The sequence below is a fragment of the Vibrio eleionomae genome, from assembly GCF_009874545.1.
GTDB lineage: Bacteria > Pseudomonadota > Gammaproteobacteria > Enterobacterales > Vibrionaceae > Vibrio > Vibrio nitrifigilis.
Genome location: NZ_WEKT01000003.1, coordinates 73503 through 98619 on the forward strand (window position 1 = coordinate 73503; position 25117 = coordinate 98619).

Sequence of the window (25117 nt, forward strand, 5' to 3'; positions counted from 1 at the left end):
AACTGAGCTTTTAATCGTAAAGTAGAAAGAGGCGTAGTACGCCTCTTTTTTTATATCAATTGATCTTGTTCCCTGTAGTTGGCCATGAGTCGGGAACGATAAACCAAAATTTGCCATTGCTATCTTGGCAGTGAACGAAGCCTTTGGCATCACCATGATATTCTGGAGATTGAGCATCTGCACCCGTTAACCATTGATGTTTTTCAAGTAGATAGAGTGGTGTGGTGATTCTTTGTTGTTGAGATTGATAGCACCAATACCCCTGAATTTGGTCTGTGTTAATCGTAATGTTTAGGCATTGCTGAGGCACTGTTTCGGGCTCAAAAGGGTTGGTATAGAGCCGCCCTTGCATCAAAAGGTGCTGAGTAGGATCGGTGAATTCAGGATAAGCCTGAATAAACGCAGACGATTGAGAAAAGGGTAACTGTTTATTGAGCATATGGTTAAGTTTAAGATCTAGGCGATCTTGCGCGTTTGGACCATACCAATAGCCTTGATGAAGTAAGTAAAATTTAACAGCCACTTCCCAGTGTTCTAGTTGGCCCTCCGTGGTGCGTAATACGAAATCAACCGCGCCTAGTGTGCGACCCTCTTGGTTAATTTGCAGCTCTTCATAGATATCTTGATATTTTGCATGCTGGTGGAAAAGTTCTGCACATAAAAATTGGTACAGAAAGCCCAGTCGTCGGTTACCCGTGTATTCGTTCTTCAACATGGTGGTGTTTGAAGTAAAAGGCGAATGGGATTCTACGGGAGCGTTCCCCTTTAATAAGCAGGGCGTAGAAATTATCCATTGGGCGAGTTGCTGTAAGTTCATCATTACTAATCTAGTTTGGGTATTACACTAAATTGTTATAACCTGCACGTTAAACGGATGCAATGGAAGAAAACCATGAATAACTTACAACTTGAGACATTACTCAACGAGACATTGTCTCCCGAACAGATCAAAGATTTCGGTCCAAATGGCTTACAAATAGAAGGTAAAGCCGAGGTAAAAAAAATTATTACTGGGGTGACCGCCTCTCAAGCCCTGATTGAACGGGCGATTGAAGAAAAAGCAGACGCGCTGTTGGTTCACCATGGCTACTTTTGGAAGAATGAATCTCAACCTATTCGAGGAATGAAAGGTCGTCGCATTCGTAGCTTGATCCAAAATGATATTAACCTTTACGGTTATCATTTACCCTTAGATATTCACCCTGTTCTGGGCAATAATGCGCAGCTTGCTCAATTGTTGGATATCAATGTGGAAGGTGGCCTAGAAGGTCACCCTCAATCGGTGGCTATGTTTGGCTCATTTGCTAAAGCGATGACGGGGCAAGAATTAGCGCAAAAAATTGAAACCGTATTAGCGAGAGCACCATTACATATTGCCCCAGACAATGCTGATAAACTGATCAAAACCGTCGGTTGGTGTACTGGTGGTGGTCAGGGCTTTATCGATATGGCTGCTGATCATGGGTTAGATGCTTTTATTTCTGGTGAAATTACCGAACGAACGACATATACCGCTCGAGAGTGCGATATACATTACTACTCTGCAGGTCATCACGCCACAGAGCGTTATGGGGTAAAAGCGTTAGGGGAATGGCTAGCGAAAGAGCATGGATTGGATGTGACATTTATCGACATTGATAATCCGGTGTAAGCCGCAAGATCTTGCTATAACCATCTGGTATAAAAAGAAAAGCCTCCTTGATTAACTAAGGAGGCTTTATTTATATCCACTACGTTTCAGATGATAGTTTTGCTATCTACCTGCTCATTCTTTACGGCTTTGTAGTGGTACAAAATCACGCATTGTATGACCAGAATAAAGTTGACGTGGGCGACCGATTCGGCTGCCTGGGTCATTGTGCATTTCGTTCCAGTGCGCAATCCAACCAATGGTACGAGACATCGCGAAGATAACCGTAAACATTGATACTGGAATACCGATTGCTTTCAGAATAATACCTGAGTAGAAATCGACGTTTGGATACAGTTTTTTATCGATAAAGTAGTGATCAGATAGCGCAATACGCTCTAACTCCATGGCCACGTCTAACAGTGGATCTTGAATGTTGAGCTCTTTCAAAACGTCATGGCAAGCTTCACGCATCACAGTTGCTCGAGGGTCATAGTTTTTGTAAACGCGGTGACCAAAGCCCATTAGGCGGAATGGGTCATCTTTATCTTTTGCTCGAGCGACATACTCTGGAATTTTGTCTACAGAGCCAATTTCTTCCAGCATATGTAGGCACGCTTCATTGGCACCACCGTGGGCTGGGCCCCAAAGAGATGCGATACCCGCAGCAATACAAGCAAATGGGTTCGCACCAGAAGAACCGGCGAGTCGAACGGTCGATGTCGATGCATTTTGTTCATGGTCTGCATGCAATGTGAAAATCTTATCCATAGCGCGCGCTACGATCGGATTCACCTCATATTCTTCACACGGTGTTGCAAACATCATATGCAAAAAGTTTTCTGCATAGGTTAGGTCATTACGTGGATAGATGAATGGCTGACCAACCGAATATTTGTAACACATCGCGGCAAGCGTTGGCATTTTAGATAACAGACGATACGCGGCGATTTGGCGGTGTGATGCGTTGTTAATATCTAATGAGTCGTGATAAAAAGCCGCAAGAGCACCAACAACACCACACATAATAGCCATAGGGTGTGCGTCACGACGAAAGCCATGGAAGAAACTTGCGATTTGTTCATGAACCATTGTATGGCGTGCAACAGTATAGGTAAACTCATCGTATTGCTCACGAGTTGGTGCCTCGCCGTACAACAAGATGTAACAGACTTCCAAGTAATCAGCGTTGTTTGCTAACTGATCGATCGGATAACCACGGTGGAGCAGAACACCTTTATCTCCATCGATATAAGTGATTTGAGATTCACAAGATGCAGTGGCAAGAAAACCTGGGTCAAACGTGAAATAGCCGCTTGCACCCAATCCTCGAACATCGATTACCTGAGGGCCGAGGCTCCCATCGATAATCGGCAGCTCGATTGGCGCTTTGCCTTCGATATGAAGGGTCGCTTTCTTATCTGCCATAACAATCTCCTTTGTTTATTTATTGTGTAGTCCGTCCAGGATGTTTGTGCCTGAACTATTTACGACCGATCCTAAGTAAAGTCAATTTTTCTCCCTTGTAGTGTGCACTTACTTGGATTTTTCATAAATGGAAAGTTAAAAATCTGTGCTAAGTAACAAAAATTGTTACATCCATTGTACTAAAATGTAGCGAGTCCTATATTGGCTAAGTAAATGAAGATAAAAGCCTTATTAATTCTAGCCTGAACAATCATTTTTTTTCTTTTTTTAGTCTGGAATTTTTGCACTAGTTAATCACTATTACGTTCTATTGTGTGGATAATTGTTAATTAATTGTTGCGAAATATAAGCTTTGTGTCTGATTTTTCTTCAATAACTATAAATGCTCAATGGAGCTGAGTGAGCAAGCCCGTGAAAGAAAGAAAGTTACGTCCTGTAAATTTAGATCTACAGACCATTCGCTTTCCGATCACCGCAATAGCATCTATTTTGCACCGTGTCACCGGTGTCATTATGTTTGTTGCGGTCGGAATTCTGCTTTGGTTACTCTCCTTATCTTTATCCTCCCCAATGGGCTTTATGGATGCGAATGAAATTATTGATAGTTTCATCGTTAAATTCATCCTATGGGGTATTTTGACAGCTTTGGCCTACCATATTGTAGTGGGTATTCGCCACCTCATGATGGATATGGGCTATTTCGAAGAGCTGGATACTGGTGCGTTGAGTGCGAAAGTGAGTTTCGGTATCACTATCGTACTCGCTGTGCTAGCAGGAGTATTGGTATGGTAAAAAATGTTTCATCCCTAGGTCGTAATGGGGTGCACGATTTCTTATTGGTTCGTGGTACCGCCATTATCATGACTTTGTATGTCATATACATGGTCTGTTTCTGCGCCTTTACTGATATCACTTATGTTTCGTGGACTTCCTTCTTTAGTGGAACGTTTACGAAAGTCTTCACTATGCTGGCGTTGGTTTCGGTTCTTATCCATGGCTGGATCGGGCTATGGCAAGTACTGACCGATTACGTCAAATGCGCGAAACTGCGGAGCCTACTTCAATTAGTGGTCATTGCAGTATTACTTGGCTATTTCTTTTCCGGCCTTTTCGTTTTGTGGGGTGTATAAGTGACTATTCCAGTTCGTGAATTCGACGCCGTTGTGATCGGCGCAGGTGGTGCAGGTATGCGTGCTGCACTGCAAATCTCTGAACAAGGCCTGACTTGTGCTTTGTTATCAAAAGTGTTTCCAACTCGTTCTCATACTGTTTCAGCTCAAGGTGGCATTACGGTTGCTTTGGGTAATTCCCATAAAGATAACTGGGAATGGCACATGTATGACACAGTCAAAGGTTCCGACTACATCGGGGACCAAGATGCGATTGAATACATGTGCAAGCATGGTCCTGAATCAGTAATTGAATTAGAAAAAATGGGTTTACCATTTTCTCGATTTGAAAACGGAACAATTTACCAACGTCCATTTGGTGGACAATCAAAAGAATTTGGTGGCGAGCAAGCGGCGCGCACTGCTGCTGCTGCGGACCGTACCGGTCACGCATTGCTGCACACGCTGTATCAACAAAATATCAAGCATAAAACCACCATTTTCTCTGAATGGTATGCCTTGGATCTGGTGAAAAACCAAGATGGTGCCATCATGGGGTGTACCGCCATTTGTATGGAAACAGGTGAAATTTCTTACTTTAAATCTAAAGCAACCGTATTAGCGACAGGTGGTGCGGGGCGTATTTACGCATCAACCACTAATGCTCATATCAATACGGGGGATGGCGTTGGAATGGCGCTGCGTGCTGGTGCTCCAGTGCAAGACATGGAAATGTGGCAATTCCACCCAACCGGTATTGCTGGTGCGGGGGTCTTAGTCACAGAAGGGTGTCGCGGTGAAGGTGGTTACCTGCTCAACAAAGACGGTGAACGTTTTATGGAACGTTACGCGCCACGTGTGAAAGACTTAGCTGGTCGTGATGTGGTTGCTCGTTCTATGATGCAAGAAATTCGTGAAGGCCGCGGTTGTGAGGGACCTTGGGGAACACACATTAAGTTGAAATTGGATCACTTAGGTCGTGATGTTCTTGAGTCTCGCCTGCCAGGTATTTGTGAATTATCTCGTACGTTTGCTCACGTTGATCCAGTGAAAGAACCAATCCCAGTCATTCCGACTTGTCACTACATGATGGGCGGTATACCAACCCAAATTTCAGGACAAGCTTTAAAGCAAACCAGTTCTGGTGATGATGTTGAAATCCAAGGCTTGTTTGCCTGCGGTGAAATTGCGTCTGTTTCAGTTCACGGAGCTAACCGTTTAGGTGGCAACTCCTTGCTTGACCTCGTTGTATTTGGCCGTTCAACTGGTTTACATCTTGGCGAAACATTGGCAGCTCATGCTGAATCCCGTCCTGCATCTGAATCTGATATTGAAGCGTCTTTATCTCGAGCCATGCGTTGGGAAAATAGCACCGGTGGTGAAGACCCTGCGCAAATCCGTAAAGACCTACAACAGTGTATGCAACATAACTTTTCTGTATTCCGCGAAGGGGCTGCAATGGCCGAAGGGCTGGAAGAGTTGAAGCAAATTCGTGAACGTTTAGAAGACGGACACCTTGCAGATAAGTCAAAAGAGTTCAATACTCAACGTGTTGAATGTCTGGAATTGGATAACTTAATGGAAACCGCATTCTCTACAGCGGTAGCGGCTAACTTCCGCACTGAAAGTCGTGGTGCTCATGCGCGATTCGACTTTACAGAGCGTGATGATGAAAACTGGTTATGTCACTCAATTTTCAATCCTGAAACGGAAGAAATGAGTAAACGCCATGTGAACATGCAGCCAATTTCCCGTGATGCATTTCCACCAAAAGTACGTACATATTAAGGGAGGGCTAACTTATGAAACTTAACTTCTCTTTGTACAGATATGATCCAGATAAAGACAACAAACCGTATATGAAAGACTATTCCCTTGAAGTAGACGAGGGTTCAGATATGATGGTGCTTGATGCATTGATTTTGCTTAAAGAACAAGATCCTAGCATTGCGTTCCGTCGTTCTTGCCGCGAAGGTGTTTGTGGCTCGGATGGTCTAAATATGAACGGGAAAAACGGATTGGCTTGTATTACGCCATTATCTGCCCTCGCGGACAGTAAAAAGATCGTAATTCGACCTCTTCCTGGACTACCAGTGATTCGCGATCTGATCATCGATATGACTCAGTTCTACGATAACTACGCAAAAGTGAAGCCGTTCCTTATGTCTGATGGCGACTTACCACCATCAAGGGAGCATTTGCAGTCCCCTGAAGAAAGGGCGCATTTAGACGGTTTGTACGAATGTATTATGTGTGCATGCTGTTCGACTTCTTGTCCATCATTTTGGTGGAACCCAGATAAATTTATCGGTCCTGCTGGTTTGTTAGCGGCTTATCGTTGGCTCATTGATAGTCGAGATACAGCCACAGACGAGCGTTTGTCTGAGCTTGATGATGCGTTTAGTGTATTCCGTTGCCACGGCATCATGAATTGCGTAAGTGTATGTCCGAAAGGTCTCAATCCGACCAAAGCGATCGGGCACATCAAATCGATGTTGCTTAGCCGGTCGGTGTAACAAAATACAGCAGGCTTTCGAGCCTGCTTCTTATACCAATCACGGAGATTGGTATAACAATAGCTCGGCGAAAGACCGCAGCAACTGTAAACTACTGGTAAAGGGAAAATGATGCACAACGGCGTGATGAAGGCATGGCTCGAGTCTTCACACTTGGCTGGCGCCAATGCAACTTATGTAGAGGAACTCTACGAAACGTATCTAAGTGATCCCGAATTGGTAAGTGAGGAATGGAGACGTGTGTTTGAAGGGTTGCCTATGCAACCTGACAATGTGGTTGAACAATCACATACGCGCATCCGTGATTACTTCCGGCGACTCGCTCAAGAGACTAAGCATTACAGTGTCCAAGTTAGTGATCCTGAAGTCGATGCAAAACAGGTAAAAGTACTCCAGCTTATAAACGCGTACCGTTTCCGCGGTCACGAAGCTGCTCAATTGGACCCTCTTGGATTATGGCAGCGTCCGCCTGTGGCGGAATTAGAACCAGCTTTCCATAATCTAAACAATGATGACATGGAAGAAACTTTTAACGTAGGCTCGTTCGCCATTGGCAGCGATACGATGCAGTTAAAAGATATTTATCAATCACTCAATAATATTTACTGTGGTCCAGTAGGTGCAGAATACATGCACATTACTGACACAGAACAAAAGCGTTGGATTCAACAGCAAATCGAACCGATTAACGGGCATCCCCAATTTAGCCTTGACGAGAAAAATACGTTTCTTGAAGAGTTAACGGCTGCAGAAGGGCTAGAACGTTATTTAGGTGCGAAGTTCCCAGGTGCTAAACGCTTTTCGTTGGAAGGGGGCGATGCTCTTATTCCAATGACCAAAGAATTAATCCGTTATGCAGGTTCAAAAGGCATGCGAGAAGTGGTTATCGGTATGGCTCACCGTGGTCGCTTGAATATGTTGGTGAACGTGCTCGGTAAAAAACCGCAAGGCTTATTCGATGAATTCGCTGGCAAGCATGATGAAACATGGGGTACTGGTGATGTGAAATATCACCAAGGTTTCTCGGCTGATTTCGCCACTGAAGGTGGTGATGTTCACTTGGCGCTTGCGTTTAACCCATCTCACCTAGAAATCGTTAACCCCGTGGTTATGGGGTCGGTACGAGCTCGTCAAGATCGTTTAGGTGATAAAGAAGGCGCCAAAGTTCTGCCAATTACCATCCACGGTGATTCGGCGATCGCAGGGCAGGGCGTTGTGGCTGAAACATTTAATATGTCTCAAGCTCGTGGCTTCCGAGTTGGTGGTACGGTTCGTATCGTTATCAACAACCAAGTGGGGTTCACAACGTCTAATCCTACTGACACTCGTTCAACTATGTACTGTACCGATATTGCAAAAATGGTGCAGGCTCCTATCTTCCATGTCAATGCTGATAACCCAGAGGCTGTAGCCTTTGTAACGCGTATTGCACTGGACTACCGTAATACTTTTAAACGCGATGTTGTTATCGATTTAGTGTGTTATCGCCGCCACGGCCATAACGAAGCTGACGAGCCAAATGCAACGCAGCCTTTGATGTATCAAAAAATCAAGAAACACCCAACACCTCGGAAATTATATGCTGATGTATTAATGGATCGTGGTGAGAGTGATATTGAAACAGCAACTCAGTTAATTAATGAGTATCGAGATGCGCTGGATCACGGTGAAGTCGTGGTGAAAGAGTGGCGTCCAATGACCATGCATTCAGTGGATTGGGAACCGTACCTCAATCACGACTGGAACATGGAATGGCAAAATCAATTCGATTTCGAGCGTCTTAAAGAATTGGGTAATCGTCTATGTACTTGGCCGGAAAGCCATAAATTGCAAAGTCGAGTAGCCAAAATTTATGAAGATCGCCGTGCTATGGTGTCGGGCGAAAAAATGCTGGATTGGGGGATGGCCGAAATTTTTGCATATGCCACGTTAGTGGATTATGGCAAGCGTATCCGTTTATCTGGACAAGATTCCGGCCGTGGCACGTTCTTCCATCGTCATTCAGTACTGCATAATCAAACTGATGCGAGCACTTATGCGCCACTTAAGCATATTCATGATAAACAAGGTCCATTCCAAGTGATTGACTCGGTATTATCTGAAGAAGCGGTACTCGCGTTTGAATACGGTTATGCGACGGCGGAACCTAGTGGCTTAACGATCTGGGAAGCGCAATTTGGTGATTTTGCCAACGGTGCTCAGGTTGTCATTGATCAATTTATCTCTTCTGGTGAGCAGAAATGGGGCCGTTTATGTGGCTTAACAATGTTGCTACCACATGGATATGAAGGCCAGGGGCCTGAACACTCTTCTGCTCGTTTAGAGCGTTATCTACAGCTTTGTGCTGAGCAAAATATTCAAGTCGTGGTGCCATCAAGTCCGGCGCAGGTCTATCATATGCTCCGTCGTCAGGTGGTACGCCCTATGCGTCGACCACTGATAGTGATGTCACCTAAGTCTTTGTTGCGTCATCCATTATGTGTTTCTAGTTTAGATGAACTCGCCAACGGTAATTTTATGCCAGCGATAGGTGAGGTCGACGAATTAGATCCTGCTAAAGTCAAACGCGTAGTGTTCTGTTCTGGCAAAGTGTATTACGACTTACTTGAGCAGCGTCGGGCGAATGAGCAAGACGATGTCGCCATCATTCGTATCGAACAGCTTTATCCGTTCCCTATTGATCATGTTCGAGAACTGATAGCGCCATACACCAATGTTGTCGATTATGTTTGGTGTCAGGAAGAGCCACAAAACCAAGGTGCATGGTATTCAAGTCAGCACAATTTCGTTGCAGCGATTCCTGATGGAGCAAAATTGAAATATGCGGGCCGTCCAGCTTCTGCTTCTCCAGCAGTAGGTTATATGTCGGTACACTTGAAACAACAGAAAGCATTAGTTGAAGACGCATTGACGATCAATTAAGAACTAGAAGAGAAAGGAAGACCAAAAGATGACAATAGAAATTCTGGTTCCAGATTTACCTGAATCTGTAGCCGATGCGACCGTGGCTACATGGCATAAAAAAGCGGGTGACCCAGTCGATCGCGACGAAGTCATTGTTGAAATCGAAACCGATAAAGTCGTATTAGAAGTGCCTGCGCCAGAAGCTGGCGTGATGGCAGAAATCGTTGAAGATGAAGGCTCCACCGTGCTTTCTAAACAGCTGCTTGCACGTCTCAAACCGGGCGTAGTAGCTGGTGAACCAACCAAAGATAAAGCGGAATCAGCAGAGCCTTCTCCAGACAGCCGTCATAAGACATCGCTCACTGAGGAAAGCAATGATTGGCTAAGCCCAGCAGTTCGTCGTTTACTTGCTGAAAATAATCTAGAAGCGAGCGATGTGAAAGGAACGGGCGTTGGTGGACGTATTACACGCGAAGACGTTGATTCGTATCTTGCTAAGAAAGCGAAAGCAGCACCTGCGACGAAAGAAGCAGAACCGATTGCGCCCGTCGCTTCTGGTCGCAGTGAAAAACGTGTGCCTATGACGCGTTTACGTAAACGTATTGCAGAGCGTCTGTTAGAAGCCAAAAACAGTACAGCAATGCTGACTACGTTTAACGAAGTAAACATGAAACCGATTAAAGATCTGCGTAAGCAGTATCAAGATCTGTTTGAGAAAAAACATGATATCCGTTTAGGTTTTATGTCTTTCTATGTTAAGGCGGTCACAGAAGCACTGAAGCGTTATCCAGAAGTGAATGCGTCACTTGACGGTGATGACATTGTGTACCACAACTTCTTTGATATCAGTATTGCCGTATCGACTCCTCGTGGGTTGGTAACACCGGTATTACGTGATACTGACACATTGAGTCTGGCTCAAATCGAGAAAGGCATTAAAGAACTTGCGCTAAAAGGGCGTGACGGCAAATTGACAGTGGATGAATTGACCGGAGGTAACTTTACTATTACTAACGGTGGTGTATTTGGTTCATTGATGTCTACGCCAATCATTAACCCGCCACAAGCAGCAATTTTAGGTATGCACAAGATTCAAGACCGTCCAATGGTTGTTGATGGCAAAATCGAAATCTTGCCAATGATGTACCTAGCTCTGTCTTATGACCACCGTTTGGTTGATGGTCGTGAATCAGTAGGTTTCCTAGTAACCGTAAAAGAATTGCTAGAAGATCCTGCGCGCTTACTTCTTGATGTATAAATGTTTATACGTTTAGATTTCTAGACGTCTAAAACTTTTCGGGTTAGACTAGCTCAACGTCTAACCCGGTTAAGTCACTGAAAAGTGGCGCTCATCTGAGTCTCCCTACAAGACGTGAAGCCCTGTTTACAGGCGCTATGGATAAAAACGAACAGACGGAACAACACAATGAATTTGCATGAATATCAAGCCAAACAGCTGTTTGCAGAGTTCGGACTGCCAGTACCTGAAGGTTATGCCTGCGATACTCCACAAGAAGCTGCTGAAGCTGCTGGTAAGATCGGTGGAAGTAAGTGGGTCGTAAAATGTCAGGTGCATGCTGGTGGCCGTGGTAAGGCAGGCGGTGTCGAACTGCATGATAACAAAGAAGGTATCCGTGATTTTGCGCAAAAGTGGCTAGGTAAAAACCTAGTGACCTATCAAACAGACGCAAATGGACAACCTGTTTCAAAAATTCTTGTTGAAGCGGCTTCCAACATCGCGAATGAGCTCTATCTCGGTGCTGTTGTCGATCGCTCTACACGGCGTATCGTGTTTATGGCATCGACAGAAGGTGGTGTGGAAATTGAAAAAGTAGCGGAAGAAACTCCAGAACTGATTCATAAAGCAGCGATTGATCCGTTAGTAGGGCCTCAGCCATATCAAGGTCGTGAATTGGCGTTCAAGCTTGGGCTTGAAGGTGACCAAATTAAACAGTTTACTAAGATTTTCCTTGGGTTAGGCAATATGTTTACCCAATATGATCTCGCTCTGCTAGAGATCAACCCATTGGTGATTACAGGCGAAGGCAATTTATTGTGCCTAGACGGTAAGATCAATATCGATTCCAATGCGTTATATCGCCAGCCAACATTACGCGATATGCACGACACGACTCAAGAAGATGCTCGCGAAGCTCATGCCGCAAAATGGGAACTTAACTATGTTGCGCTTGATGGCAATATTGGCTGCATGGTCAACGGCGCGGGTTTAGCAATGGGGACGATGGATATCGTAAACATTCATGGTGGTCATCCTGCTAACTTTTTGGATGTTGGCGGCGGCGCGACGAAAGAGCGCGTTACGGAAGCATTTAAAATCATTCTTTCTGATAACAATGTCAAAGCGGTATTAGTGAATATCTTTGGTGGTATCGTTCGTTGTGATTTAATCGCAGAAGGGATTATTGGAGCAGTAGAAGAAGTTGGCGTCAAAGTACCAGTAGTAGTACGCCTTGAAGGGAATAACGCAGAACTCGGTGCGAAAACATTGGCCGACAGTGGCTTAAATATTATTGCAGCCACTTCGCTTACCGAAGCTGCAGAAAAAGTTGTTGCGGCAGCGGAGGGTAAATAATGTCAATTCTTATCGATAAATCGACTAAAGTCATCTGTCAGGGATTTACTGGCGGACAAGGGACATTTCACTCTGAGCAAGCGCTCGACTATGGTACGCAACTTGTTGGCGGCGTTTCACCTGGTAAAGGTGGCACTAAACATTTAGGTTTACCTGTGTTTAATACTGTCCGTGAGGCGGTTGAAGCGACAGGTGCGAACGCATCTGTGATTTATGTACCCGCTCCTTTCTGTAAAGATGCAATATTGGAAGCCGTCGACTCAGGTATCAAACTGATCGTCACCATTACTGAAGGTATTCCAACGCTAGATATGTTAGACGTTAAAGTACGTTTAGATGAAGCGGGTGTACAGATGATCGGTCCTAACTGTCCGGGAGTCATTACGCCGGATGAATGTAAGATTGGTATCATGCCTGGACATATTCATAAGAAAGGTAAGGTGGGCATCGTATCTCGCTCCGGTACTCTAACTTATGAAGCAGTAAAACAAACAACGGATGAAGGTTTCGGCCAAACAACCTGTGTTGGTATCGGTGGTGACCCAATCCCGGGCTCTAATTTCATTGATATTTTGGCGCTGTTTGAAAAAGATCCAGAAACTGAAGCGATTGTGATGATCGGTGAAATTGGTGGTACGGCTGAAGAAGAAGCAGCGGCATACATCAAAGAGAATGTGACTAAACCTGTCGTCTCATATATCGCGGGTGTGACTGCGCCTCCGGGTAAACGTATGGGTCATGCTGGAGCTATTATTTCTGGTGGGAAAGGGACTGCGGATGAAAAATTTGCAGCACTTGAAGCCGCGGGCGTTAAGACCGTGAAAAGCCTAGCTCAAATCGGTAGCGCATTGCGTGAAGTGACCGGCTGGTAATCTTCTAACCAAATGGTTGTGAATACCTAAAACCCTAAGCAATGCTTAGGGTTTTGTTTATTCAGGCTTTACGTTTTACTAAGTGACTTAAGATAAAGAGTGCCGCTGCACTGATCACCACCGATGGGCCAGCGGGAGTATCATAATGCCAAGAAAGGGTGATACCACTAAGCACACTTACACAACCGATTAACGAGGCAAACAATGCCATTTGTTCTGGGGTCGAAGCTAAACGCCGTGCGCCAGCTGCAGGAATAATAAGGAGAGATGTCATAATCAGCGCCCCCACAAATTTCATACCCACAGCAATCACAGTACCAATAAGTAGCATTAAGATGAGGCGCATTAAATCGACGTTAATGCCATCGACTGTCGCTAAATCTTCATTAATGCTGCTTGAAAGTAGTGGCCGCCAAAAGTAATAAAGTAAGGCCGCGACAATAATGACGCCAGACCAAATAAAGGTCAGGTCAGTCGGTGTGACTGAAAGCAGATCGCCAAAGAGATAACTCATCAGGTCGATACGAACATTATCAAGAAAACTGACAGCGATGAGCCCTAGTGACAGGGAACTATGTGCCAGAATACCTAATAAGGTATCGGTAGCGACCAGTTTTTGGCGCTGCATGACCACTAGTACGACGGCAAGCCCAAGGCAACACACTAATAAAGCAAGGTAAAGGTTAATATCGAACAAGAAACCTAATGCGATGCCGAGTAAGGAAGCGTGAGCTAAGGTATCGCCAAAGTAGGACATTCGGCGCCAAACCACAAATGAGCCTAGAGGCCCAGAAATGAATGCGATACCAAGTCCTGCCAATATCGAAGGTAGAAGAAACTCAATCATGTTGATGATGCCCGTGATCATGAGAGTGGCAATGATCGCCATCGCCACTGACGGGGTTACCCGATAAGTCATGATGATGATGATTGTGATGGTGCTGATAAAATGCGAGGTTTTCTTGAGTTTGGCGACCAAACAAAGAAAGGTACTCAGGGTGCTGAGTGATGGCTTCTGGTGTACCAGAACAACAGATATGATGCTGCAGACACACTACGTCATCGGTTTGAGCCATGACCAAATGTAAGTCATGGGATACCATAAACACTGCACATTGAAAACGAGAGCGAATATCGTTGATTAATGCGTACAGATCTATTTGTCCTTGAACATCAACACCTTGTGCGGGTTCGTCTAGTACTAATAACTGTGGGCGAGGGAGTAAGGCTCGAGCAATCAGTACGCGTTGGTTCTCTCCACCGGAAAGCTGATGCATGTCATTATGAAGTAAATGTTCAGCACCAACTAAACGCAGGGCTTGCTGAATTTCACTCGCGCTAAAACGGCCTGCAAGTTTAAGAAAACGTTCGACGGTTAACGGGAGTGTTTCGTTGAGCTTTAATTTCTGTGGAACATAGCCAATTTTAAGATTTTTTGCTCGGCTAACGACACCTGAATGGGGCTTTAATAGATTAAGTAGCACTTTAACTAATGTGGATTTTCCCGCGCCATTTGGTCCGATTAGGGTAGTGATTTTGCCTTGCTCTATAGTTAGAGATATATGGTCTAAGACATGTTTTTGATTGTAAGTGACACAAATATTTTGTAACTCAATAAGAGTCGGCATGAAAGAAACTCATTTGCTAAGACATGATGTTATAATGTAACATCTCGGCAATTTTTTCGCTACAGGTTAGAATTCAAATATGTTAGCTAGACTCTTATTGACGGTCACTTTGCTGGTTATTTCAGCAACATCATGGGCGAATGGTATCTTAACCAGCATTAAACCCATTCAATTGATTACCAACGAGCTCACTCAAGGTATTGAGACACCGGATGTGTTACTTGGTACTAACGCTTCTCCGCACGATTATGCTTTACGTCCTTCTGATGTAAAACGTATCAGTCAAGCATCGCTTGTTATTTGGTTTGGTCCTGATCTAGAGCCTTTTTTAACTAAGATTTTGTCAGAACAAAGCAATGTACTAACGCTTAGTGATATTCCTAATTTGAAGCTTCGTAAATTTGGGCCAGAAGAGCATGACGAACATGAGGAGGGGCATCACCATCATGGCGAGCATGATCCGCATTTTTGGCTGGGCGTAAAACAAGCGGCGACTGTTGCGCAAGCAATTACTAATAAGTTAATTGCGATGGATAGCGCCCACTCACAGCAGTACCGGACAAACCTAAAGCAGTTTTTGCTATCTCTTAAGCAGACAGATAAAGACATTCAAGCTCAGCTTAAACCGGTGCAAAAGATTCCTTACTATGTTTTCCACGACGGTTATGCTTATTTTGAACAACATTTTGGCTTAAATAACCAAGGTCACTTTACTGTCAGTCCTGAGCGTAAACCTGGAGCGAAAACGCTGATAAAAATTCGTACCTTACTCACTGAGAATAAAATTCAATGTGTGTTTGCGGAACCTCAATTCCAACCTGCTGTAATCAAAAGTGTTGTACGTGGTACAAAAGCGACGATTGGGATTCTTGACCCACTTGCTACCGATATTCCGGTAACCTCTGGCGGATATTTCCAATTTCTCCGTCATTTAAGCCAAAGTTATTATGACTGCTTATCTCAATAGAAAGTGATACAAATAGAATAAAAAAGCGACGGTAAGTCGCTTTTTTTATATAAGTAATATCTTATTTTTTTGAAAATAATAAATAAATTGCCAGATGGTTAAACACACATATATTACGTGGCTTTTTTTGATGTTGAACATTCTCAACCCGTATAAATTTAACTATCATACTTAAACTAAATAAAAATATTTCTCATTAAGAATACTAAAACCACTGGCATGGCAATGAAATTATCAGAATTAAAAAGCGGCGAAGTTGGATGTGTGACCACTTTGCAAAAATTATCGCAGGACGCTCGTAAGCGACTTATGACAATGGGGATGTTACCGAATACCAACATCACACTTGTTCGTCGCGCCCCGATGGGAGATCCGTTACAAGTTGAAGTCCGTGGTGTATCAATTGCACTGCGTGTCAGTATCGCAGATGATATTGAAGTGGAGCGAGTATAATGCAGTATCAAGTTTTAACCGTTGGTAACCCAAATAGCGGCAAAACCACACTATTCAATGGATTAACAGGTGCTCGTCAGCAGGTGGGTAACTGGGCTGGTGTCACTGTCGATAAGAAAACAGGCCGTTACGTGCACTCCGGTGATGAATTTCATTTGACGGATTTGCCAGGGATCTATGCACTTGATAGTGGTAACGATGCTAATAGTATTGATGAATCAATCGCCTCTCGTGCGGTATTAAGTCATCCCGCAGACATTATCATTAACGTAGTCGATGCCACATGTTTAGAACGTAGTCTGTATATGACATTGCAGTTGCGTGAGTTAGGTCGCCCTATGGTTGTGGTACTTAACAAAATAGATGCGTTGAAACGGGAACGTCAAAGTCTTGATGAGAAAGCGTTACAAAAAGTATTGGGTTGTCCTGTATTTGCCATTTCTGCGCACAGCCGCGGTCAAGTAAATGAATTTAAAGAACAGCTCCATCGCACTTTGGTTCAAGGTGTCAAATTAGATGCGTTTAAACTGACTTACAGCGATGTATTCGAGCAGTCTATTACAGAAATTGAGCCGCTATTTACTGGCAAAGTGGCAGCAGCGCGTGCATTAGCAATTCGCGCGTTAGAAAACGATCGTCTAGTAATTAATGAATTACCAGCAGCACAACGTGCTCAGATTGAGGCGGTTCAAAAGAATTGCGCTGAAGACATCGATTTACATGTCGCGGATGTAAAATATACCTTGCTACATAAGCAGTGCCAAAAAGTTCGCACCAACGAAGGTAAGTTAACACATAACTTTACTGCTCAAGCTGACAAACTGATTTTGAACAAATGGTTTGGTATTCCGTTCTTCTTTATCGTGATGTACTTGATGTTCATGTTCTCTATTAACATTGGTAGTGCATTTATTGATTTTTTTGATATCAGCTTTGGCGCTGTTTTAGTCGATGGTGGTCACTATTTGCTCGATAATCACTTGCCACAGTGGTTAGTGACAGTCATCGTAGATGGTATTGGCGGAGGTATTCAAACCGTCGCGACATTCATCCCGGTTATCGCGTGTTTATATCTGTTCTTAGCTGTCCTAGAAAGTTCTGGGTATATGTCTCGCGCGGCATTTGTCCTTGATAAAGTCATGCAAAAAATCGGCTTACCGGGCAAAGCATTTGTCCCTTTGGTGTTGGGTTTTGGTTGTAATGTACCAGCCATCATGGCGACTCGTACGCTTGATCAAGAACGTGAACGTAAATTGGCGGCATCAATGGCTCCATTTATGTCATGTGGTGCTCGTTTACCAGTGTACGCCCTGTTTGCTGCTGCATTCTTCCCTAATAGTGGTCAAAATATCGTCTTCTTACTCTATATCCTTGGTATCGTTGCAGCGGTATTCACTGGACTCTTTATGAAGAAAACGCTATTTCCGGGGTCAAGTGATTCTTTAATCATGGAAATGCCTGATTACGAAATTCCAACATTGCAAAACGTGTTAATTAAAACTTGGCAAAAACTAAAACGTTTTGTTCTAGGTGCGGGTAAAACCATTGTTCTTGTCGTTGCCGTGTTAAGTTTCTTTAATTCACTCGGTATGGATGGCTCATTTGGTAATGAAGACAGCCCTAACTCTGTGTTATCTCGTGCTGCTCAGGTAGTGACTCCTGTATTTGAGCCACTAGGTGTTGAAAAAGACAACTGGCCTGCAACCGTAGGTATCATTACCGGTATCTTCGCAAAAGAAGCGGTAGTCGGAACGTTAAATAGTCTGTACAGCTCTAATGAGGCTGCTGGTGGCGACGATTACGACTTAATGGGCAGCTTAAAAGACGCGGTTATGTCGATTCCGGAAAACTTAGCTGGACTTAACTTCTCAGATCCACTTGGTATCGAAGTTGGGGATTTAAGTAACAGCCAAGAAGTCGCCACAGAGCAAGATGTCGACAGTTCTATTTTCAACAACTTAAATCATTATTTCAGCGATGGTTATGCGGCGTTCTCATACTTGTTATTAGTATTGTTATACACACCGTGTGTGGCTGCCATGGGTGCTTATGTCCGTGAGTTTGGACCTAAGTTTGCTCGCTTTATCGCGGTGTGGACATTTGCATTAGGTTACGGCGGTGCCACGTTCTTCTATCAAGCAACACGTATTCACAGCAACCCTGTAGAAAGTATTGCTTGGTTAGTCATCATTATTGCAGGTTATGTTGCGACGTTCTTCTACTTGAGGAAACAAGGATCTAAACCTCAAACTATTCAGGTGGGGGTAGTATGATTTTGACCGAACTAAAAGATTATATTAGCCAACATCATGGCGCGAGCCGTACTGAATTAGCACAGCGTTTTGCACTCAGTGAAGATGGTGTTGACGCCATGCTGCATGTTTGGTTGCAAAAGGGCGCGATTTCACGCTTGGAAGATAAAACACCAGGCAGTAAAGGTCGAGTTCGTGTTCGTTATAGGGTTAATAGTAGTGATTCATTGGCGATTAATGTCACCATGTAATATCTGCTACCCATAGAGAAAAACAGGCCCTCGCAATGAGGGCCTGTTTTTTAGTCTTAGCCTTATTATTTATAAAGAGAATAATGGGCTTTTAGCAAATTCTTGGCGCAATGTTTTTACCAGTTGCTGCTGCTCTTCAGCTGCGCGTACGGCACCTTTGGTGTTGCCCCACACTGGTCCCGGCCAAGCTACGTCAGTTTTAAAACGGGCAATGTGATGAATGTGCAGTTGTGGCACCATATTACCCAATGCACCGAGGTTAATTTTGTCTGGGCTAAAGAGCTGTTCAATCGCTTCACTGACTACTTGGGATTCGAGTAGAAATTGTTGCTGCTCTTCCATTGGTAGATGGTGAAGCTCTTTCAATGCTTCTTTTTTAGGAACGAGAATAACCCAAGGAACAGCATCATCTTTATGTAATAGGGCGATACACAATGGAAAATGACCAATAACGTCAGTGTCTTTGGCTAATTGTGGGTGGAGTTCAAAACTCATGGGTCATGTCCTTAGATATATAAATTATTGATTCCAATAAAATAAAAGGTTGGCAATTTGCCAACCTTTTTACTGTCATGATTTCAACAAGACTCTAAAACTGGAACGATGTTTACATGCGTTCTAGTGTGTTGATACCAAGAAGCGCTAAACCTTGCTTAATGGTTTTTGCGGTCAATGCTGCCAATTGTAAACGGCTGTTTTTAACATTGTCTTCAGCACTTAGAATTGGGCATGCTTCGTAGAAACTTGAGAATTGGCCAGCAAGTTCGAACAAGTATGCACATAGCAAGTGAGGTTGACCTTCACGGGCAACAGCTTGAACTGCTTCTTCAAATTGCAGTAGTTTAGCAACCAAAGCTTTCTCTTTATCATCCGTGAGCTGGATAGAACCGCTTAGGTTGTCCATTGATACACCTGCTTTCGAGAAGATAGAAGCAACACGAGTGTAGGCATACTGCATGTATGGTGCTGTGTTACCTTCAAAAGCAAGCATGTTATCCCAGTCAAAGACATAGTCTGTCGTACGGTGCTTAGAAAGGTCCGCGTATTTTACTGCCGCCATAGCGACAGTTTTTGCGATGTTCGCTTTCTCTTCTGCGCTCCATTCAGAGCTCTTCTCTTCGATCAGTTTAGCTGCGCGTTGCTCGGCTTCATCTAGCAGTGCAGCTAGACGAACAGTACCACCAGCGCGAGTCTTAAATGGGCGACCATCTTTACCAAGCATCATACCGAATGCATGGTGTTCTAAACTGACTGATTCTGGTACATAGCCTGCTTTACGAACAATCGTCCAAGCTTGCATTAGGTGTTGATGTTGACGTGAGTCGATGAAGTACAATACGCGGTCTGCACCGAGTGTTTCATAACGGTATTTTGCGCAGGCAATATCAGTGGTTGTGTAGAGGTAACCACCGTCGCGTTTTTGAATAATAACGCCCATAGGGTCGCCATCTTTGTTTTTGTATTCATCAAGGAATACAACTTGAGCGCCTTCTGATTCATGTGCTAACCCTTTTTCTTTAAGGTCTGCAACAATGCCAGGAAGCATGTCGTTGTACATGCTCTCGCCCATTACGTTTTCACGAGTAAGTGATACATTGAGGCGATCGTAGTTGCGCTGGTTTTGTACCATAGTGATATCAACCAGTTTCTTCCACATGTCTAAACAGTATTGATCGCCGCCTTGCAGTTTTACGACGTAGTTACGCGCTTTCACTGCAAACTCTTCGTCTTCGTCGTACAGCTTCTTAGATTCGCGGTAGAAGGCTTCAAGATCAGACAGCTCCATTGAAACTTCACCGCTCTCTTTTTGCACACGCTCTAGGTTGGCAATCAACATACCAAATTGTGTACCCCAGTCACCGATGTGGTTAGCACGGATAACTTTGTTTCCTAAAAATTCAAGGGTACGAACAACAGCATCACCAATGATGGTTGAGCGAAGGTGACCAACGTGCATTTCTTTTGCTACGTTTGGTGCAGAGTAATCAGCAACGATAGTTTTTGGGGCTGATTGAGCAACGCCCAAGCGTGCGTCAGCGAGTGCTTGCTGTGCTTGAGTTGCTAAGTAGTCTTCACTTAGGAAAATGTTAATAAATCCGGGGCCTGCAATTTCAGTTTTGCTTGCGATGCCATCAAGATCTAAAACGTCCAAGACTTTTTGCGCAAATTCGCGAGGGTTAGTGCCTAATTTTTTGGCCGCGCCCATGACACCGTTAGCTTGGTAGTCACCAAACTGTGGTTTTGCTGATTGGCGTACTGCAGCTGGAGTGCCTGCTGGTGCGCCTGCGGCTTCGAGAGCCTGAGAAACTTTGTCATTAATCAGTGCTTGGATATTCACACGCTTTTCCTTCAATTCCGGGAATTGGCTGGGTATACGTTACTTTACTGAGTTTTTAACGAGTGAACGTGATGTTTTAGTCGATAAAATGACGTTAACACTTCGTAGTTATGGGCTGTTTAAGCGCTAGTCAGTAGCCAAATGCCTGAGGCATTTGGGAAAGTGTTCGTATATCTCAATCTGGTTCATAAATTGGCGCACATGATAGCAATTTTATTGTCAGTCTTATAGTGAGTAATTTAGTTAAATTTCTACTTTTCAGCCAATTCCTGCTACTATCGCCGAAAAAACAGCGCGATGGACTCTATTTTATGTCTACACCACTTATTCAAGCAGGCCTAGCACCTCATCAGATGTTGTCTCGTTTAGACAGTTTTATCGAGAAAATTGCCGCCTTTTCTGGTCATATAAAGTTTGATTTCCTTCCTTATCAAATGGATCACATTGCTTTGCGTATTAACGATGTGCAATTGGCTCAATCAGCACGAGAAGCATGGGGGGAATATGGGCAGGAAATTTCGGCAGCGCAGATTAATGGTCGTCCGATTGTGGTATTCGAGTTTTTCCAGCCAATACAGACAAAAGAATGGCGAATAGAATGTTTAGAGTTACCTTTCCCAGCGCAAGGGAAAGTGTATCCAACTCAAGATTGGGAGCATGTCGAGTTTGTAGTGCCCTCTGATGCTCAAACAGCCGAAGCCTATCTCAATGATCTTTTTAAACGCTTTCCCGAATTTGCAAAGTGCTGGCCAGAACTCGAGGCAAAAAGCATTAAAACAAAACTCTCGAGCCCTAAAGGTGAGGGAGAGCGCTTGGCAAACCCGACCGTCGCTTTCAAATGGCAAGGGGTGACCATAAAGCTTCACCCCCATCCATTAAAACGAGTTATTGAATCCGAAAGTTAACCGATATCGTAGGCTTTCGGGCGCAGTTGAAATTCATCAATTGATCCCACTTCTTGACCCGAGGTTAATGGCTCTTCATCCTGATGAGCGTTACCTTGGGTGTGCATAATCAACCGGTTAGCTTTACGCGGTTTGAGCTCATTCATGACAAAGCGCAACATGTCACTACGAGTGAGTGTTTTGAGTTCTTCCAGTACTTGTTCACGTTGTTTGAATTCCCAATCTTTGTTGCCAATGGCAACCCAAAAGCGTTGAGCTCGTGAACGCAAAGTTTGGTCTGGACTGGCTATCTGATTCCAAAGCCCTCGTTTACTACTGTGCCACTCATATTCACTTAACTCTAATAGCACTAGATGCAATGCATTTAAAAATTCATCAATAGCAAACAGAAGATCGGCTGGCCCGACATTGGGTGATTGAACATAAAGGACAATTCCGGGGTGTCGGTTTAATGGCATGTTTCCGGTGCCTACCATATATCCAAGCTGCTGTTTGGTTCTAATCTCATTAAAAAATGCGGCAGACATCAGATGGTTTGCCAATGAATACAAGGCGATACTGCGTGGATCCATAGAGCCTGACTGATAGTAAACCACAATAGCGGAATCTTCTTGATGGCAATGCACTTCCCGTTGGAAAGAACCATTGTTACCCAACATCACGAGTGGACGTAACGATTCTTCATACGTTTGATCTTTAACACGCAATGCGTTTTTTAGTGATTCACCCATATGCAGTGCATCTTCTTTGCGCCAATCACCAAACACAAACATTTCAATGTGCAATTCCGCCAATATTTTATCGACAAAAGCTTCTAGTTCCGTAACTTGAATATCTTCAAGTGCCGCTAAAAGAGTCGCGTACGGCGGATTGTTGGGTTGCAACAACCCCGTCATAGCATTGAATAACTGTGAAATGGGGCGGTCATGCGCCGCATTACGCCAGTTACGTTGTAGCTGGGCTTTAATAGGAGCAAAGCGTTGTTCACGAAAATGTCGGTTGGCAAATTTATCCAAGATCATTTTCATTAACTGCGGCTGTTTCTGACTAAACCCTGATATTGAAAGCGTGACACCACCTTGATGAGCGTAAATGTTATAACCCATGCCGGCGATTTCAGCTTGGTACGTCTCTTTCGTTAGGGAGTCCAAAAACATTTCTACACACAGACGTGTCATTACAATATGACGGGGGTTAGCGACAGAGTGCGGACTATCAATAGCGATATAAATGACGCCCTTAGGAACCGGAAATTGTTGATCCTGCATGTGCCAAAGGCGAAAACCAGGCAACTCTTCAATAATTTCTGGATGTTGCTGCTCCGAACTCAGTGGTTTCGGCGCGAGGTCGTAACAAATAAATGGGTTAGGCGCTGGCAGTTCAATCGGTAAATCACGGATTGGCTGTTGCCATTGCATACGTTGGGCATCGCTAAATGGACGAACTGAATAAGGGGTAAAGTACCAATCGGCGGTTTGGTTATATTCCAGCCCCTGAGCAATGAGTGTTGCCCGTAAATTATCGGGTGAAAAGTATGTCAGCAAAGAGCGCTGAAGGGCTTCATCGTAGCCCGCCATCATGTAATCACCGTAAATGGTATCGTCAGGAGCGTAATGTTGCATATTAACCACTAAGTGACTGACTAAATCCATTGGACGTGATGTTTCCTGGAATTGAAATGCAGACTCCAGCACTGCGCGTTTTTCTTTATAACGCCAATCAGATAAGCCTTGTTCGCCAATCAACTTGAGAGTCTGAAATAGTGACTGAATAATCTCATCAACATGTTGCAACCCTTCTTCTGTCAGTGAACAACCCACTGAAAACTCACGGTAGTTGCTACCACTGGTACCACCTCCGGCAGATAGGGCGGTAATCCATCCTTTGTCTTTCAGTGCGAGCATAAGACTGCCATCACCTTCATAGCCTAACAAATGCGCAAAGTAGGAGAGGGGTTTAATTTGATAATGAGATTCTGTTCCTGGAAGAGGAAAGCTTAAAATAAGCTTGCGTATTTCCTTAAGCGGCTCTACTTGAATGAGTATGCCTGTTTGTTCTTCAGTAACAAACGGTTCTGTAATCTGTTTGGTGTTTTGATGGTGATTAGGAATGGTCGCGAAACCTTCATTGACCCATTGTTCCATTTCATCAAGACTGTGCGGCCCTATCATTGCCAAAGTCATGATATCGGCAGAATAATGACGTTGGTGAAAGTGGATGATTTCATCGCGGATGTTTGAACCTTCACGATCGCCCAGTGTGTCAATGTTGCCCACTGAAAATTTAGCAAATGGATGGGCAGGGTTGCAGGTTTCTTTTTGTACCTGATATAGACGACGGGCATCGTCATTTATCTTCATCTTGTATTCTGAATCAACAGCTTGTCGTTCTTTGTCTAAAGCTTCTTCATTAAATAATGGGCAAGTGAAAAATTGGCTAAAACGATCGAGAGCTTTATCAAATGCGTTGGGAGTGACGTCAAAGAAAAAACAGGTATGTTCTGTTCCCGTCCAAGCATTGTTAGTGCCACCGTGTTGGTTTATAAAATTTTGGAAATCGCCGACACGAGGGTACTTCTCTGTTCCCAAAAACAGCATGTGCTCAAGATAATGCGCTAACCCTTCCCGATCTGTTGGATCGTCAAAATGCCCCACATTGACAGCTAAAGCTGCTGATGAACGTTGCGCATCATCACTGTGGATAAGGAGTGCGCGTAATCCGTTCTCTAGCGTAAGGTACCGATAGGTATTGTTGTCATTTGGGCTAATGTGCACGTGGACTCTCCGAAGCGACATTGAGATGTAAAGTATGGTTATCACACCATGAGGCGCAAATTCTAAACAAGCAATCTGCAAACGGCATAACTCTTCAGTGATTCCATTTTGTCAGATAAGCACGGATTTATGTCGTATCTCACAATCAGTTAAGTATATACCTAAATAACGTTAACTTGCAGAATTCAGAGCGCCATCAATGGGTTTCTGTACCAATAAGATAGTGGCGAGAAACCGGTTGTTGCTCTATGGTTGAAACCTGTATTTTGAGTCATTAAAGTGGAGATATAAACGAAATAAAACAGAATCAAGAGATTGCTTAGTGGCTACATTTTAACGGTTTAGCACCATTTTTAACAGAGTGTTAAGGGCGTCTGATTCTTCATATTTGTTGCTGTTATAATCCCCAATTCCTTTTTAAACCGTTCATTGAGAGTGAAAAAGGTCTCAAGAAAGTATCAAATAGTGAGGTCTGTTTTTTTGAACCCAGTCGTTTG

21 protein-coding genes are annotated in these 25117 nt (G+C 44.0%); 14 read left to right on the top strand and 7 right to left on the bottom strand.

Annotation, left to right across the window (positions count from 1 at the left end; translation table 11 throughout):
- Nucleotides 1-55 precede the first annotated feature (55 nt).
- Nucleotides 56-817, bottom strand: coding sequence for a DUF1853 family protein (locus F9817_RS02605; protein ID WP_161153527.1), 762 nt, complete (start codon nucleotides 815-817; stop codon nucleotides 56-58).
- A gap of 75 nt (nucleotides 818-892) precedes the next feature.
- On the opposite strand from F9817_RS02605, the gene F9817_RS02610 reads away from it, so the two are divergent.
- Nucleotides 893-1651, top strand: coding sequence for a Nif3-like dinuclear metal center hexameric protein (locus F9817_RS02610; protein ID WP_161153407.1), 759 nt, complete (start codon nucleotides 893-895; stop codon nucleotides 1649-1651).
- 114 nt (nucleotides 1652-1765) lie between these two features.
- Here the strand turns inward: F9817_RS02610 and F9817_RS02615 are convergent, their stop codons facing one another.
- Complete coding sequence (locus F9817_RS02615; protein ID WP_161153408.1) at nucleotides 1766-3058, bottom strand: citrate synthase; 1293 nt, start codon at nucleotides 3056-3058, stop codon at nucleotides 1766-1768.
- 399 nt (nucleotides 3059-3457) lie between these two features.
- Here F9817_RS02615 and sdhC point away from each other — a divergent pair, with 399 nt between their 5' ends.
- The 8 genes from sdhC to sucD all read left to right on the top strand — a co-directional run bounded on the left by sdhC (nucleotide 3458) and on the right by sucD (nucleotide 13052).
- Entirely contained in the window at nucleotides 3458-3850 is a 393-nt protein-coding gene (gene sdhC / locus F9817_RS02620; protein WP_161153409.1) for a succinate dehydrogenase cytochrome b556 subunit, read from the top strand.
- Nucleotides 3844-4188: a succinate dehydrogenase, hydrophobic membrane anchor protein gene (sdhD, locus tag F9817_RS02625; RefSeq protein WP_161153410.1), complete on the top strand. Its 345-nt coding sequence runs from the start codon at nucleotides 3844-3846 to the stop codon at nucleotides 4186-4188. The genes sdhC and sdhD overlap by 7 nt, the downstream gene beginning before the upstream one ends.
- Entirely contained in the window at nucleotides 4189-5955 is a 1767-nt protein-coding gene (gene sdhA, locus F9817_RS02630; RefSeq protein ID WP_161153411.1) for a succinate dehydrogenase flavoprotein subunit, read from the top strand.
- Nucleotides 5956-5969: 14 nt separating this feature from the next.
- The gene (locus tag F9817_RS02635; RefSeq protein WP_161153412.1) at nucleotides 5970-6683 is read left to right on the top strand and encodes a succinate dehydrogenase iron-sulfur subunit; all 714 of its coding nucleotides are present in this window, start codon (nucleotides 5970-5972) and stop codon (nucleotides 6681-6683) included.
- Between the two features lie 111 nt (nucleotides 6684-6794).
- Entirely contained in the window at nucleotides 6795-9605 is a 2811-nt protein-coding gene (gene sucA / locus F9817_RS02640) for a 2-oxoglutarate dehydrogenase E1 component (protein WP_161153528.1), read from the top strand.
- A 28-nt stretch (nucleotides 9606-9633) separates the two neighbouring features.
- Entirely contained in the window at nucleotides 9634-10845 is a 1212-nt protein-coding gene (odhB, locus tag F9817_RS02645) for a 2-oxoglutarate dehydrogenase complex dihydrolipoyllysine-residue succinyltransferase (RefSeq protein WP_161153413.1), read from the top strand.
- Nucleotides 10846-11013: 168 nt separating this feature from the next.
- Nucleotides 11014-12180, top strand: coding sequence for an ADP-forming succinate--CoA ligase subunit beta (gene sucC / locus F9817_RS02650; RefSeq protein ID WP_161153414.1), 1167 nt, complete (start codon nucleotides 11014-11016; stop codon nucleotides 12178-12180).
- Nucleotides 12180-13052 (top strand): succinate--CoA ligase subunit alpha, encoded by an 873-nt coding sequence (gene sucD / locus F9817_RS02655; RefSeq protein WP_161153415.1) that lies wholly within the window; start codon nucleotides 12180-12182, stop codon nucleotides 13050-13052. Before sucC ends, sucD begins: the two co-directional genes overlap by 1 nt.
- A gap of 61 nt (nucleotides 13053-13113) precedes the next feature.
- On the opposite strand, the gene znuB is transcribed toward sucD, so the two are convergent.
- Nucleotides 13114-13899: a zinc ABC transporter permease subunit ZnuB gene (znuB, locus tag F9817_RS02660; protein WP_161153529.1), complete on the bottom strand. Its 786-nt coding sequence runs from the start codon at nucleotides 13897-13899 to the stop codon at nucleotides 13114-13116.
- The gene (znuC, locus tag F9817_RS02665) at nucleotides 13892-14680 is read right to left on the bottom strand and encodes a zinc ABC transporter ATP-binding protein ZnuC (protein WP_161153416.1); all 789 of its coding nucleotides are present in this window, start codon (nucleotides 14678-14680) and stop codon (nucleotides 13892-13894) included. Before znuC ends, znuB begins: the two co-directional genes overlap by 8 nt.
- A 79-nt stretch (nucleotides 14681-14759) precedes the next feature.
- Between znuC and znuA the strand changes: the two genes are divergently transcribed.
- The 4 genes from znuA (at nucleotide 14760) to F9817_RS02685 (ending at nucleotide 18603) form a co-directional block, all read left to right on the top strand.
- The gene (znuA, locus tag F9817_RS02670; RefSeq protein ID WP_161153417.1) at nucleotides 14760-15647 is read left to right on the top strand and encodes a zinc ABC transporter substrate-binding protein ZnuA; all 888 of its coding nucleotides are present in this window, start codon (nucleotides 14760-14762) and stop codon (nucleotides 15645-15647) included.
- Between the two features lie 225 nt (nucleotides 15648-15872).
- Nucleotides 15873-16100, top strand: a complete 228-nt coding sequence (locus F9817_RS02675) for a FeoA family protein (protein WP_161153418.1) — start codon at nucleotides 15873-15875, stop codon at nucleotides 16098-16100.
- Nucleotides 16100-18373, top strand: a complete 2274-nt coding sequence (feoB, locus tag F9817_RS02680; protein WP_161153419.1) for a Fe(2+) transporter permease subunit FeoB — start codon at nucleotides 16100-16102, stop codon at nucleotides 18371-18373. Before F9817_RS02675 ends, feoB begins: the two co-directional genes overlap by 1 nt.
- The gene (locus tag F9817_RS02685) at nucleotides 18370-18603 is read left to right on the top strand and encodes a FeoC-like transcriptional regulator (RefSeq protein ID WP_161153420.1); all 234 of its coding nucleotides are present in this window, start codon (nucleotides 18370-18372) and stop codon (nucleotides 18601-18603) included. The genes feoB and F9817_RS02685 overlap by 4 nt, the downstream gene beginning before the upstream one ends.
- A 69-nt stretch (nucleotides 18604-18672) precedes the next feature.
- Here F9817_RS02685 and F9817_RS02690 read toward each other — a convergent pair whose 3' ends face one another.
- A complete protein-coding gene (locus F9817_RS02690; protein ID WP_161153421.1) occupies nucleotides 18673-19098 on the bottom strand; it encodes an HIT family protein in 426 nt (141 codons plus the stop codon).
- 112 nt (nucleotides 19099-19210) lie between these two features.
- On the bottom strand, nucleotides 19211-20941 hold the full coding sequence (argS, locus tag F9817_RS02695) for an arginine--tRNA ligase (protein WP_161153422.1): 1731 nt from the start codon (nucleotides 20939-20941) through the stop codon (nucleotides 19211-19213).
- A gap of 311 nt (nucleotides 20942-21252) precedes the next feature.
- Here argS and F9817_RS02700 point away from each other — a divergent pair, with 311 nt between their 5' ends.
- A complete protein-coding gene (locus tag F9817_RS02700) occupies nucleotides 21253-21846 on the top strand; it encodes a VOC family protein (protein ID WP_161153423.1) in 594 nt (197 codons plus the stop codon).
- Here F9817_RS02700 and F9817_RS02705 read toward each other — a convergent pair.
- A complete protein-coding gene (locus F9817_RS02705; RefSeq protein ID WP_161153424.1) occupies nucleotides 21843-24620 on the bottom strand; it encodes an insulinase family protein in 2778 nt (925 codons plus the stop codon). The two genes, F9817_RS02700 and F9817_RS02705, sit on opposite strands and share 4 nt — an antisense overlap.
- Nucleotides 24621-25117: the final 497 nt, after the last annotated feature.